Source organism: Bacillus sp. FS02 (assembly GCF_024398395.1).
GTDB lineage: Bacteria > Bacillota > Bacilli > Bacillales > Bacillaceae > Bacillus > Bacillus altitudinis.
In genome coordinates, this window is sequence record NZ_CP074101.1 from 2,291,875 (window position 1) to 2,304,058 (window position 12,184).

Sequence of the window (12,184 nt, forward strand, 5' to 3'; positions counted from 1 at the left end):
ATGAAAACAGGAATTCATCCTAACTACAAAAAAGCTACAGTCAAATGCGCTTGTGGAAATGAGTTTGAAACTGGATCAGTAAAAGAAGAGGTACGCATCGAGATTTGCTCTGAGTGCCATCCTTTCTATACAGGCCGTCAAAAATTCGCTTCTGCTGATGGACGTGTTGACCGCTTTAACAAAAAATACGGTCTTAAGTAATAATAGATACAATAAACAGGCAGGAATCCGTTCTTGCCTGTTTTTTTACGTGGATTGATGGAACTTTAAAACGGGGGAGAAGACCTTATGTATGTGATGAAACAAAGCGGTTGGCTTGAAGTCATCTGCGGAAGTATGTTTTCTGGAAAGTCGGAAGAATTGATTCGGAGAGCCAAAAGAGCCACCTTTGCCAAACAAGAAGTAAAAATATTCAAACCAGCGATTGATAACCGGTATAGCACAAACTCAGTTGTGTCACATAACGGTTCATCCGTCGATGGGATTGCAGTAACCTCACCAAAAGACATAATAACGCACATATCAGAACGAACCGATGTCATTGGCATTGATGAGGTGCAATTTTTTGATGAGACAATCATTGATATTGTCACTCAATTGGCTGATAAAGGCTACCGAGTCATTGTTGCAGGCCTTGATCAAGACTTCAGAGGAGAGCCATTTGGTGTTGTTCCGCATTTAATGGCATGTGCAGAGCTTGTAACAAAACTTCAAGCAGTTTGTTCGGTATGCGGCTCCCCAGCGAGTAGAACACAACGCTTGATCGACGGTAAACCCGCATCTTATGATGATCCCATTATTTTAGTAGGTGCGCAGGAATCATACGAAGCACGATGCAGACATCACCATGAAGTACCAAAATTAGATGTTGGTACAACACTTGACAATTAAAAAAATAGCAAATGCCGCTGTGTTTCGTTTTTCGAGATTTTGGCTGAACACCCATCATTTGTACTTAAATAAATTAAATAACGCTACGAAAAAATTATCTAATTTTCAACGCTTGCGTTTTGGTATAAGCAGGCATAAAATGACTAACTGTAGTGTAAAGCATTTAAACGAAAAGTTCGATTTCTTGTCATAATTTTTTTGATTAAGGATTTTTCTCCTTGATCGTTCTTTGTATTAATAGTTCACTTTATTTATATTTTAGAAAGAGGGTAGTTTTTGATGAACAACGTGAAGAAAACAAAAGAAGGGTACCTCGAAACCACTTTGACAGGTAAAGATGTATTATCGATTCCAACGTTGAACAAAGGCGTTGCTTTCTCTGAAGAAGAAAGACAAGAGCTTGGACTAGAAGGATTACTTCCTCCAACTGTTCTGACTTTAGAACAGCAAGCAGAGAGAGCATACAAGCAATTTCTAGCTCAGCCAGATCGTCTTCGTCAAAACGTATACTTAAGTGATTTGCAAAACCGTAACGAAGTATTATTCTATAAGCTTCTAACGGACAAGCTTCGTGAAATGCTTCCTGTTGTTTACACACCAACTGTTGGTGAAGCGATTCAAGAATACAGCCATGAATACAGAAGACCTCATGGTGTCTACCTTTCAATCGACAACATTGACGGTATTGAGAAAGCATTTGAAAACTTACATGCAACAGCAGGCGACATCGACCTCATCGTAGCAACTGACTCTGAGAGTATTCTTGGAATTGGTGACTGGGGTGTTGGTGGTATCAACATCGCAATCGGTAAACTAGCTGTTTACACGGCTGCAGCAGGAATTGATCCAAGCCGCGTGATTCCAGTTGTATTAGATGTTGGAACTAACAATGAAAAATTATTAAATGATCCATTGTACATCGGGAACCACCACAAACGTGTACAAGGTGAAAAATACGAAGAGTTCATTGATGCGTATGTAAAAGCAGCACTTAAATTCTTCCCGAAAGCATTGCTTCACTGGGAAGACCTTGGAAACAAAAATGCGCGTAACATCATGAAAAAATACAACGACAACATCTTAACATTTAATGATGATATCCAAGGTACTGGTGCCATTACTTTAGCGGGTGTTCTTGCAGCTGTCAAGAAAACTGGTACTCAATTGAAAGATCACCGTGTGATGATTTTCGGAGCTGGATCAGCTGGAATCGGAATCGCCGATCAAATGCGTGACACAATGGTTCTTGAAGGTCTAAGTGAAGAAGAAGCAAACAATGCATTCTGGACGTTAGACTACAGAGGGTTACTAACAGATCAGTTTGAAGATGAAGTGCTTGATTTCCAAAAACCATACCTTCGTTCTTCTGATGAAGTAGAAGGCTGGGCTCGTGATGAAAAAGGACAAATCTCATTTGCTGAAGCTGTTCGCAAGGTGAAGCCAACCATTCTTATTGGTACATCAGGTCAAGGCGGCGCATTCACTGAAGAAATTATTAAAGAAATCGCAGCTCATACAGAGCGTCCAGTGATCATGCCGATGTCTAACCCAACTCCACTTGCTGAAGCAGTACCGGAAGATCTATTCAAATGGACAGACGGTCGTGCGCTTGTTGCAACTGGAAGCCCATTCGAAAATGTCGAGTATAACGGAATTGAACATGAAATCGGACAATCAAACAATGCGTTCGTTTTCCCTGGACTTGGTCTTGGTTCAATCGTAACGGAATCAAAAATCATCACAAAAGGCATGTTCGTTGCTTCAGCGGATGCGATTGCTGAAATGGTTGATCATGATAAACCAGGTGCTGGTCTACTTCCAAGCATTGATAAGTTACAAGAAGTTTCTATCAAAGTAGCTATTGAAGTGGCAAAAGCAGCAATTAAAGATGGTGTCGCAAGAAAAACACCTGAAAACATTGAACAAGCTGTGAAAGATGCTATGTGGATTCCTGAATATAAAAAAATTGTAAGAGCATAATAAAATGTGTAACGCGGCATTGTTTCGGGTAATGTAAGCAATGCCGCTATAAAATAAGAAACATGTAAAGGATTCAAGGAGGAATAGTAAGATGGACTTTTTAAATATTTTGATCCTCCTAGCACCGATTTTTTTCGTTATCGCGCTGGGTTGGTTCGCAGGGAACTTCGGCAGCTATGACGCTAAATCTGCAAAAGGTGTAAGTACACTTGTTACAAAGTATGCTTTGCCAGCGCACTTTATCGCCAGCATTCTGTCAACACCAAAAGATAAATTCTATAGTCAAATTCCATTTTTCGTTGCATTGATTTTCGGAATCGTAGGCTTTTATATCATTATCCTTTTAGTTACGAAATTTGCTTTTAAATATGATTTAACAGATTCATCTGTTTTCTCATTAAACTCAGCACAACCGACCTTTGCATTTATGGGGATTCCGGTCTTGGGCAGTTTATTTGGGGCTCAAGAAGTTGCAATTCCGATTGCTATTACCGGAATAGTTGTAAATGCATTGCTTGATCCAATTGCTATTATTGTGTCAACTGTCGGTGAAAAAACAAAAGGAAAAGCCAAAGACGGCGAAAGTTTCCTAAAAATGACGACGAAAGCGATTTTGCACGGTTTATCAGAGCCGCTTGCGCTTGCACCGTTAGCAAGTATCATTCTTGTTCTTTTAGGATTTAAACTTCCTGAAATCGGACATGAAATGCTAGAGGAAATTGGAAGTGTGACATCAGGGGTTGCGCTCTTTGCAGTCGGTGTCACAGTCGGTATCCGCAAAATTAAACTGAGCTTACCAGCTTTCAGTATCGCATTGCTCAAAGTAGCTGTACAACCGTTACTTATGTATTTTATCGCCATTCTTATGGGACTTTCGGCTGATGAAATTACAAAAGCTGTATTGCTTGTTGCCTTCCCAGGTTCAGCTGTTGCGGCTATGATCGCCACTCGATTTGAGAAACAGGAAGCAGAAACAGCATCCGCATTTGTGATCAGTGCGATCATGTCACTCATTACATTACCGATCATTATTGCACTTACCGTATAATATAGTAGAAAGGCTGCCTTATAGGCAGCCTTTCTTAGCGAAATGAATGAAACAGAGGGAAGAGCGCACGCTTTTTTTTCATTTCGGGGTGTGCCTTTTCCTTTTCTTCTTCTTTTGATGGTTTTGGTTTTGTCAATGTGGCTGTGAGGCGTTCTAATTTTGCAGTTAATTCTTCAATTTCTCTTCTGTGCTGGAGGAGCTGGTAGGAAACGCCTTCATCTGCTTTCTTAGCGAGTTTCCGTTCTAATTCTTGAAAACGGGCTTCAATATGACTGGCATGTGTTTGCTCTTGAAGGAGCTGTTTCACTTGTTCTTCTAAGGCTTCTATCCGTTTTGATGAGTCAGAAGTTTCTACAGTAGGTGATAATTGCTGGGCGGTTTCTTCATGGATCGGCAGTCTAATGTCATGGAGAATCACACCTTCGTTCATTTGGTGTTGGACCTCTTTGAGCAGCTGGACAATGTCATCATGAAATTCGTAATGTCCAAGTTCATTCCGGGCGACAGGGATGTTGAGCTGTTTGACCCAGCGCTGAATGGTTTTTGAAGATACACCAATTTCCTTTGCAACCTCATTTGTATTCAAACCAAATGCCCTCCCTTTTTTCAATTACAAGTACCATTCTCTTTCGTGAGCATCCGTTCCTTCACGTTAGACAAAACAAGTAACCAATCGCCAAAGATCGTGTTTTCTAGTGAAAAATTGCAGAAAATCAATTGTTTTGGAAATTTTTTTGACTGTCATACCCCGCTATACTATAATTAGACTGTTACGCACAAAACAGAGGTGAAGACCATGTTAGACCGTTTAAAATCAATTGAAGAACGCTATGAAAAGCTAAATGAATATTTAAGTGACCCTGAAGTGGTGAACGACCCTAAGAAGCTTCGTGAATATTCTAAGGAACAATCTGATATTCAAGAAACTGTTGAGGTATATAGACAATATCGTGCGGCATACGATCAGCTAAGTGATGCGAAAGCCATGTTGGAAGATAAGCTCGATGCCGATATGCGCGACATGGTCAAAGAAGAAATTTCAGAGCTCACAGAGGAAACAGAACGTTTAGAAGACGAGCTGAAAATCTTGCTCATCCCGAAAGATCCGAATGACGATAAGAACGTTATTGTGGAGGTTCGTGGTGCAGCGGGCGGAGAAGAGGCTGCACTGTTTGCAGGAAACCTGTACCGTATGTACAGCCGTTATGCTGAAATGCAAGGCTGGAAAACGGAAGTCATGGAAGCGAGTGTCACTGGAACTGGCGGTTATAAGGAGATCATCTTTATGATTAGTGGCAAAGGTGCATATTCTAAACTAAAGTTTGAAAACGGTGCACACCGCGTGCAGCGTGTTCCTGAAACAGAATCAGGCGGCCGAATTCATACATCAACAGCGACAGTTGCTGTATTACCAGAGGCTGAAGAAGTTGAAATTGATATCCACGAAAAAGATATTCGTGTGGATACATTTGCATCAAGCGGACCAGGGGGACAAAGTGTTAATACCACAATGTCTGCTGTTCGTTTGACTCACCTTCCAACAGGTGTAGTGGTTTCCTGTCAGGATGAGAAATCACAAATCAAAAACAAAGAAAAAGCGATGAAAGTTTTGCGTGCGAGAATTTATGATAAATTCCAGCGTGAAGCACAAGCTGAATATGACCAAACCCGTAAATCTGCTGTTGGAACAGGGGATCGTTCAGAGCGTATCCGTACGTACAATTTCCCGCAAAACCGCGTGACGGACCACCGCATCGGATTGACGATTCAAAAGCTTGATCAAATTTTAGAAGGAAAACTTGACGAGGTCATTGATGCATTAATTATGGAAGACCAAGCAAGAAAACTTCAAAATGCAAAATAAAGAGCGAACGATCTTTGAAGCCCTTAAATGGGCTTCTTCTTTGTTAAAGGAAGCGGGCAGAGACCAAAACGCAGCAGAGTTAATGTTGATGCATGTGCTTGGATGGAGCAGAAGTGAACTTCTTGCCCGTTTTCATGATCCACTGCCAGAGGAGCAAGATTCACAATTCAGCGAGTTCGTCGCGCAGCACAAGCGTGGAGTGCCTGTGCAGCATTTAACGGGTGTTGAATTTTTTTATGGGCGTCCTTTTGAGGTAAACAAACACGTTCTGATTCCTCGTCCTGAAACGGAGGAAGTGGTGCTGGCGGCATTGAACATGATGAATCGTGTGTTTCCTGATGATCAGCCGCTCAAAGCGGTTGATGTAGGAACAGGTAGCGGTGCAATTGCGATTACGTTAGCTCTTGAAAAAGAATCTCTCACTGTGACAGCGACGGATATTTCACATGAAGCACTTGAAGTAGCAAAGCGAAATCAAGAAACGCTTGGTGCAGACGTTCATTTTGTCCAAGGGGATTTACTTGAACCGATTATGGCTCAAGGCATCAAAGTCGATGTGTTTATTTCCAATCCGCCTTATATTGCGGCAGAAGAAATGGATGGTTTATCAGAGGTTGTCACAAAGCATGAACCTGTCAATGCGCTGACAGATGGGCGTGATGGCCTGTGGTTTTATGAGCGTATCGCCTGTGATCTCCACAAGGTACTTCATCAGCAAGCAGTGGTTGTCCTTGAAATAGGACATACACAAGCACAAGATGTAAAAGCGCTTCTTTTGCAGGCGTTCCCTTCAGCTGATGTTCATATCATCAAGGACATCAACGGAAAGGATCGAGCGGTTTGCGCACACATTCAAAACGGAAGTCCGGCTGAATAAAGTCGGACTATTTTATTATGTAAAGATGAAACTTATGGTAAAAGGGAAACGTATATATAGAAGAATGAACATTCTGATCATGATTTTTTACATAAATTTGTTTTGAAGGAGCGAATGGTGTGAACAGAAGGTATGCGATGGTGTTGGTCATCGTCAGTGTACTATTGATTGTGAGTGCTTGCGGTAAACCGAGCTTTAAAAAAGAAGCAGCAGCATTTGGGGAAAACTATAAAAAAGCACAATACACAGTGAATCGGACGGATGACCTATCTGACATGAAGGAGAAGTTGAAGGATTATTTAACCGAGCATGAATATCAAGAATATACACAAGACAGCATGTTTCCAAGTGTATTAGAAGCAGCAAAAGATCAAGATTGTCAAATTAAACTGAAAAAAATTACGTTTACACCTTCAGATGAAAGCGATGACAGGATTGAATTTGACTATGAAATGATCATTCAATTTATTGACCATAAAGGAAAGGTCAAAAAGGAAATTGAGAAAAAAGGTGCAATGACAGTTATCAAAACAGATTCGGGATTAAAAATCAGCCGAGATTGGGATGGGAGACTGTACCCTTCCGATTACCAATCCTCACTAAAAAGCCGTTCATAAGTTGTTGAGTGGCTTTTTTGCATGCAGAAAAAACATTGATTCGCTCACCTCATGTAGTTGTTTTTTACTCATAATCTATTAAAAAAATCATTTTTGCTGTTTACGAGATGCGTTTCCTGGACACAATGTTTGTAGCAAAGAGAAAAAGTGGGGGGAACACATCATGTTCAAAAGTAAAATGATGATTTGTCTTTATATGTTTCTATTATTATGTGGTGCTTTTGCAAACCTTGGAAAAGAGGAGACGGCGGCTGCTTCTGCTAATCAGCCTGTTGTGATTCCAGATGAAGCTATTCGTTTACGCATTTTAGCCAACAGTGACCAGTCGGCAGATCAAGATGTGAAACGAAGTATTCGAGATGAGGTCAATGCCAATATAACGGAGTGGGTGAAAGACCTCACATCCATTGAAGAAGCTAGACGTGTGATTCGTTCAAAGCTTCCAGACATCAATCGTATTGCCAAAGCAAAATTAAAGGAACAACACATTGATCAATCCGTATCGGTCAGCTTTCAAAAAGCCTCATTTCCAACAAAGCTATATGGCAACTTTGTTTATCCTGCTGGGAAATATGAAGCCATTTTGATTACGTTAGGGGAAGGAGACGGAGCCAATTGGTGGTGTGTGTTATTCCCACCGCTCTGCTTTATCGATTTTTCAAACGGAGAAGCGATCGCCTCACCAGAAGGAGATGATAAAGAGCAGGTAGCCGCAGAGCCATCAAATGAATCTGTCAATGAAGTGGTAAAAGAAGAAGAGACGGGTGAAGTGAAATTCTTTCTGTTCGAATGGGTCTCTAGTCTTTTCTCTTAAAAAAGGTCTAAATCTGTTTTTGCCTCATAGAGTTGAAGTAAGAGAACAAAAAGAGGTGAAAGCATGTATTATCAATTAAGAATAGCGACAGAAGAAGATGCCCCGGCCATTAATGCTTTTCTTGAAAAAGGCCAAGCAAAAGGCGGGGTGACGATTGCAGAGCGTACGTCATTTGTGGTCATGGAAGATGCAGACGGTGAGCTTGCAGGCTGTTTAGGTCTTGAACGACTAAATGAACAAGAAGGATTGCTAAGATCACTTGTGATATCAGATAAACTTGGTCAGGGGCATATCGTTTCTCTATTCCAAAGTGTTCAAACGCTAGGGGAAAAGCAAGGTGTGGACACCTTTTATGTTGTAGCCAATCACTCCTCTTCACATGATTTTTTAGCGCTGATGGGCTTTACGCCTATAGAGGAAATCCCAGAAAGTGTGTGGGTATCTGCGCATGCAAAAGAGTCGTTGGGAAAAGAGCAGGCGGTTGTGCTGCAAAAAACAGCGAGTTAATCACATAACACCGGACTTATTCACATACTTATCCACTGTAAAACAAGCGTTATCCACAAATTGTGGACAACGCTTGTTTTATTTAGCATCATCTTTTATACTTTCAAAAGGATAATTGAGATATATCAACAGTTTTATCTTTTTTAAAAGGAGTTTGTATGATGTTAAATACAAAAAGGTGGTCTGTGGATTTAAAAAAGGATTTATCCACATACTATCCACAAATTGAACAAGCAGCTCTGTTGTTGCGGCAGAATGAAGTGGTCGCTTTTCCGACAGAAACGGTTTATGGACTAGGGGCAAATGCAAAAGAGACAGAGGCTGTGAAGAAAATTTATGAAGCGAAAGGACGCCCAAGTGATAATCCGTTGATTGTTCACATTGCGGATGTTCAACAGCTTCATGAATTTGCGCAAATAGAAAATGAAAAAGTAACAGCGCTGATGGATGCCTTTTGGCCAGGCGCTCTCACCATTGTTCTACCTTGTAAGCCGGGCACATTATCAAAGCAGGTGACGGCAGGTTTAACGACAGTAGGCGTAAGAATGCCTGATCATCCTGTTGCGCTTGAACTCATCCGAGCAGCTGGTCTGCCAATTGCCGCGCCTAGTGCCAACCGTTCGGGAAAACCGTCGCCGACACTTGCGGATCATGTCGCGAGTGATCTTGATGGGAAAATTGCTGGCATTGTCGATGGTGGTTCAACAGGTATTGGCGTGGAGTCAACGGTTGTATCCTGTATAGACGAGATTCCAGTGATCTTAAGGCCGGGCGGTATTACAAAAGAAGCGTTAGAAGAGGTCGTAGGAACGGTCAACATGGATCCAGGGCTGACGAAAAAGGATGAGGCACCAGTATCGCCGGGAATGAAATACACACATTATGCACCTGAAGCACAAATGTATATATTTCATGGAAGTGATGAAGACATGCAGCTGCACATTCAGAAGTACCGAGCTGAAGGGCTAAAAGTAGGTGTGCTGACAACAGAAGAAAAGAAGGAATGGTTTGCGGCAGATGTTATCTTTAGCTGTGGATGGAGAGAAAAGCCTGAAACGGTTGCGGCAAACTTATATCGTGTGCTGAGACAATTTGATGAAACGGATGTAGACTTGATCATTTCAGAAGCCTTCTCAGAGCAGGGAGTTGGTTCTGCGATCATGAACCGTCTGCAAAAAGCGGCAGGAGGGCGCACTCTCTCTTCATTCAAATAGTTCTAACCTCTCTTGGACAAACATAGGTTAAAGGAGAATGCGTGTCCAAGGGGGATTTACATGAATGAACTAGCTGGCGAATTGCTGACACTCAGTATCATGGCTTTTGCACTTGGAATGGATGCCTTTTCGGTTGGACTCGGCATGGGGATGATTCAGCTGAGATTCCGCCAGATCCTTTATATTGGACTTGTCATTGGGATATTTCATATGTTTATGCCGCTTTTTGGCATGCTAACAGGTCAGCTTTTATCTGGCTGGCTTGGGCTCCTAGCAACCTATATAGGCGGGGCGCTGCTTTTGGTGCTGGGTCTGCAAATGATCATCGCTTCTATCCGAAAAGAAGATAAGCCATTTATCGCACCTGTTGGGGCCGGTCTCGTTCTTTTTGCAACAAGTGTGAGTTTAGATAGTTTTTCCGTTGGCTTAAGCCTGGGGATTTACGGTTCTCGGGTGTTGATGACCATTTTATTGTTTGGCTTCTTTAGTATGATGCTCACGTGGCTTGGATTATTACTCGGTAAACAGGTTCGGTCATGGGTAGGTTCATACAGCGGGGCGCTTGGCGGATTGATTTTACTAGCCTTTGGAATCAAATTATTATTTCCGCTCTAGCCAGTCTCCTTACATAACATGTAGAATGAAATGCTATATAATAGAAGAAAAGGAGGTCGAAAGATGAATATCTTATTTGTTTGTACGGGAAATACTTGCAGAAGTCCGATGGCTCAAGCCCTTTTTTCCTCCATTGCAGATGAAAAAGGCTTACAGGTCACTGTAAAATCAGCGGGCATCTTCGCCTCTGATGCAGGGAAGGCTTCTCCTCAAGCAGTCGAAGCATTATTTGAGAAAAGCATTCCACTGAATCACTCGTCGTCTAAACTAACAGAAGAACTTCTTCATGAAGCAGATTATGTCTTCACCATGACGATTCAGCATAAGCAGTTGATTGTGGAGCAATATGCTCATGTGAAAGACAAGGTCTTCACTCTAAAAGAATTTGCGACAGGATCAGAAGGTGACGTGTCGGATCCATTTGGAGGGAGTCTCTCCATTTATCAGGAGACACGAGATGAACTAGAAACGCTATTGTATCAACTTGCTAAAAAGCTTAAACAGGATCACAAATCCTCATAAATGGACAACCTGTAAAACCGTTGCGCAAACGGTTTTTCTGCTTTTGTTTGCAAATGACTAGGTAGAGGTTAAAATATAACTGTAAATAAAGAATGAATGTAAGACATGACAGATTAACTCACCCTTAGGAGGAATTGCCCGATGAAAGTAGCCATTGCATCCGATCACGGCGGAACGAATATTCGTGAAGAAATCAAACAACTAATGGATGAATTAAAGATTGAATACATTGATATGGGTTGTGAATGTGGATCAGGTTCTGTAGACTACCCTGACTATGCTTTTCCTGTAGCCAATATGGTGGCAAACGGGGAAGTCGATCGAGGCATTTTGATTTGCGGGACAGGTATCGGTATGAGCATTTCAGCAAACAAAGTGAAAGGCATCCGCTGTGCACTGGCGCATGATACATTCAGTGCAAAGGCGACGAGAGAACATAACGATACAAATGTTCTTGCGATGGGAGAACGAGTCATTGGACCAGGATTGGCAAGAGAGATTGCTCACATTTGGCTGACAACGGATTTTACTGCAGGACGTCATGCTGTGCGGATTGGTAAAATCGCTGATTACGAAGAAAAGCACCTGTAAGGAGCGCTTAACATGAACATTAGTCAAGATTGGCTTGAGATGTTAAAAGAGTTTCATCAAACAGTTGAACTGCGAGCCGGCCACATTTTAGTAATTGGCTGCAGTACATCAGAAGTGGCTGGCGAGCACATTGGGACAGCGGGAAGTGAGCAAATTGCTGAAGCTATTTATCAAGAGCTCGATCAACTGAGACGCGAGACAGGAATTGAATTGGCCTTCCAATGCTGCGAGCATTTGAATCGTGCCCTCGTTGTGGAAGAAGAGGTGGCGTACCGGCTTAACTTAGAAATTGTAGCGGCTGTACCTGTCCGTCAGGCGGGTGGTTCTATGGCGGCGCATGCGTATCAGCAAATGGAACACCCTGTGCTGGTTGAATCCATTTCAGCACATGCAGGGATTGATATCGGTGATACATTCATCGGCATGCACTTAAAGCGGGTAGCCGTACCGGTCCGTCTCAGCCGTCATCAATTAGGACAAGCACATGTGACGTTTGCAAAAACTCGTCCAAAGCTGATTGGCGGAGAACGAGCCGTTTATACAAGATCATAGTTCGGATATATTTCTAATATAATGTTGAATGATGAAGACGCTTCACCCTTTGAATATTCGGGTTTTCATAAAAAAGAAGTCGATTTTCCAAA

Annotated in this window: 15 protein-coding genes; 14 read left to right on the forward strand and 1 reads right to left on the reverse strand. The window is 42.0% G+C overall.

Features of this window, described 5'->3' with window-relative positions; all coding sequences use genetic code 11:
* The 4 genes from rpmE (at position 1) to KFQ09_RS11635 (ending at position 3,919) form a co-directional block, all read left to right on the forward strand.
* Positions 1 to 201: a 50S ribosomal protein L31 gene (gene rpmE, locus KFQ09_RS11620; RefSeq protein ID WP_003215407.1), complete on the forward strand. Its 201-nt coding sequence runs from the start codon at positions 1 to 3 to the stop codon at positions 199 to 201.
* An 87-nt stretch (positions 202 to 288) separates the two neighbouring features.
* Positions 289 to 891, forward strand: coding sequence for a thymidine kinase (locus KFQ09_RS11625; RefSeq protein ID WP_017368216.1), 603 nt, complete (start codon positions 289 to 291; stop codon positions 889 to 891).
* Between the two features lie 279 nt (positions 892 to 1,170).
* A complete protein-coding gene (gene malS / locus KFQ09_RS11630; RefSeq protein ID WP_017368215.1) occupies positions 1,171 to 2,871 on the forward strand; it encodes an oxaloacetate-decarboxylating malate dehydrogenase in 1,701 nt (566 codons plus the stop codon).
* A gap of 91 nt (positions 2,872 to 2,962) precedes the next feature.
* A complete protein-coding gene (locus KFQ09_RS11635; RefSeq protein ID WP_017368214.1) occupies positions 2,963 to 3,919 on the forward strand; it encodes an AEC family transporter in 957 nt (318 codons plus the stop codon).
* A gap of 34 nt (positions 3,920 to 3,953) precedes the next feature.
* Here KFQ09_RS11635 and racA read toward each other — a convergent pair whose 3' ends face one another.
* Complete coding sequence (gene racA / locus KFQ09_RS11640) at positions 3,954 to 4,505, reverse strand: chromosome-anchoring protein RacA (RefSeq protein ID WP_065461228.1); 552 nt, start codon at positions 4,503 to 4,505, stop codon at positions 3,954 to 3,956.
* A 210-nt stretch (positions 4,506 to 4,715) separates the two neighbouring features.
* Here racA and prfA point away from each other — a divergent pair, with 210 nt between their 5' ends.
* The 10 genes from prfA to KFQ09_RS11690 all read left to right on the forward strand — a co-directional run bounded on the left by prfA (position 4,716) and on the right by KFQ09_RS11690 (position 12,092).
* Positions 4,716 to 5,783, forward strand: coding sequence for a peptide chain release factor 1 (gene prfA / locus KFQ09_RS11645; protein WP_008343422.1), 1,068 nt, complete (start codon positions 4,716 to 4,718; stop codon positions 5,781 to 5,783).
* Positions 5,773 to 6,660: a peptide chain release factor N(5)-glutamine methyltransferase gene (prmC, locus tag KFQ09_RS11650; RefSeq protein WP_255835685.1), complete on the forward strand. Its 888-nt coding sequence runs from the start codon at positions 5,773 to 5,775 to the stop codon at positions 6,658 to 6,660. Before prfA ends, prmC begins: the two co-directional genes overlap by 11 nt.
* 137 nt (positions 6,661 to 6,797) lie before the next feature.
* Positions 6,798 to 7,277, forward strand: coding sequence for a hypothetical protein (locus KFQ09_RS11655; RefSeq protein ID WP_017360046.1), 480 nt, complete (start codon positions 6,798 to 6,800; stop codon positions 7,275 to 7,277).
* 163 nt (positions 7,278 to 7,440) lie between these two features.
* The gene (gene spoIIR, locus KFQ09_RS11660; RefSeq protein WP_017360045.1) at positions 7,441 to 8,091 is read left to right on the forward strand and encodes a stage II sporulation protein R; all 651 of its coding nucleotides are present in this window, start codon (positions 7,441 to 7,443) and stop codon (positions 8,089 to 8,091) included.
* Between the two features lie 63 nt (positions 8,092 to 8,154).
* Positions 8,155 to 8,598 carry a GNAT family N-acetyltransferase gene (locus KFQ09_RS11665; RefSeq protein ID WP_007497650.1) on the forward strand — a complete coding sequence of 148 codons (444 nt, stop codon included), beginning with the start codon at positions 8,155 to 8,157 and terminating at the stop codon, positions 8,596 to 8,598.
* 161 nt (positions 8,599 to 8,759) lie between these two features.
* Positions 8,760 to 9,812: an L-threonylcarbamoyladenylate synthase gene (locus KFQ09_RS11670; protein WP_081105462.1), complete on the forward strand. Its 1,053-nt coding sequence runs from the start codon at positions 8,760 to 8,762 to the stop codon at positions 9,810 to 9,812.
* Positions 9,813 to 9,872: 60 nt separating this feature from the next.
* Positions 9,873 to 10,427: a manganese efflux pump MntP gene (locus KFQ09_RS11675; protein WP_025208133.1), complete on the forward strand. Its 555-nt coding sequence runs from the start codon at positions 9,873 to 9,875 to the stop codon at positions 10,425 to 10,427.
* A gap of 63 nt (positions 10,428 to 10,490) precedes the next feature.
* On the forward strand, positions 10,491 to 10,949 hold the full coding sequence (locus KFQ09_RS11680; RefSeq protein WP_017360042.1) for a low molecular weight protein arginine phosphatase: 459 nt from the start codon (positions 10,491 to 10,493) through the stop codon (positions 10,947 to 10,949).
* A 141-nt stretch (positions 10,950 to 11,090) separates the two neighbouring features.
* Positions 11,091 to 11,540 carry a ribose 5-phosphate isomerase B gene (gene rpiB, locus KFQ09_RS11685; protein ID WP_025208132.1) on the forward strand — a complete coding sequence of 150 codons (450 nt, stop codon included), beginning with the start codon at positions 11,091 to 11,093 and terminating at the stop codon, positions 11,538 to 11,540.
* 12 nt (positions 11,541 to 11,552) lie between these two features.
* A complete protein-coding gene (locus KFQ09_RS11690) occupies positions 11,553 to 12,092 on the forward strand; it encodes a TIGR01440 family protein (protein WP_136944605.1) in 540 nt (179 codons plus the stop codon).
* Positions 12,093 to 12,184 lie beyond the last annotated feature (92 nt).

Coding starts and splice junctions, on each gene's coding strand:
- rpmE (WP_003215407.1), top strand. CDS start 1: ATGAAAACAGGAATTCATCCTAACTACAAAAAAGCTACAGTCAAATGC.
- KFQ09_RS11625 (WP_017368216.1), top strand. CDS start 289: ATGTATGTGATGAAACAAAGCGGTTGGCTTGAAGTCATCTGCGGAAGT.
- malS (WP_017368215.1), top strand. CDS start 1,171: ATGAACAACGTGAAGAAAACAAAAGAAGGGTACCTCGAAACCACTTTG.
- KFQ09_RS11635 (WP_017368214.1), top strand. CDS start 2,963: ATGGACTTTTTAAATATTTTGATCCTCCTAGCACCGATTTTTTTCGTT.
- prfA (WP_008343422.1), top strand. CDS start 4,716: ATGTTAGACCGTTTAAAATCAATTGAAGAACGCTATGAAAAGCTAAAT.
- prmC (WP_255835685.1), top strand. CDS start 5,773: ATGCAAAATAAAGAGCGAACGATCTTTGAAGCCCTTAAATGGGCTTCT.
- KFQ09_RS11655 (WP_017360046.1), top strand. CDS start 6,798: ATGGTGTTGGTCATCGTCAGTGTACTATTGATTGTGAGTGCTTGCGGT.
- spoIIR (WP_017360045.1), top strand. CDS start 7,441: ATGTTCAAAAGTAAAATGATGATTTGTCTTTATATGTTTCTATTATTA.
- KFQ09_RS11665 (WP_007497650.1), top strand. CDS start 8,155: ATGTATTATCAATTAAGAATAGCGACAGAAGAAGATGCCCCGGCCATT.
- KFQ09_RS11670 (WP_081105462.1), top strand. CDS start 8,760: ATGTTAAATACAAAAAGGTGGTCTGTGGATTTAAAAAAGGATTTATCC.
- KFQ09_RS11675 (WP_025208133.1), top strand. CDS start 9,873: ATGAATGAACTAGCTGGCGAATTGCTGACACTCAGTATCATGGCTTTT.
- KFQ09_RS11680 (WP_017360042.1), top strand. CDS start 10,491: ATGAATATCTTATTTGTTTGTACGGGAAATACTTGCAGAAGTCCGATG.
- rpiB (WP_025208132.1), top strand. CDS start 11,091: ATGAAAGTAGCCATTGCATCCGATCACGGCGGAACGAATATTCGTGAA.
- KFQ09_RS11690 (WP_136944605.1), top strand. CDS start 11,553: ATGAACATTAGTCAAGATTGGCTTGAGATGTTAAAAGAGTTTCATCAA.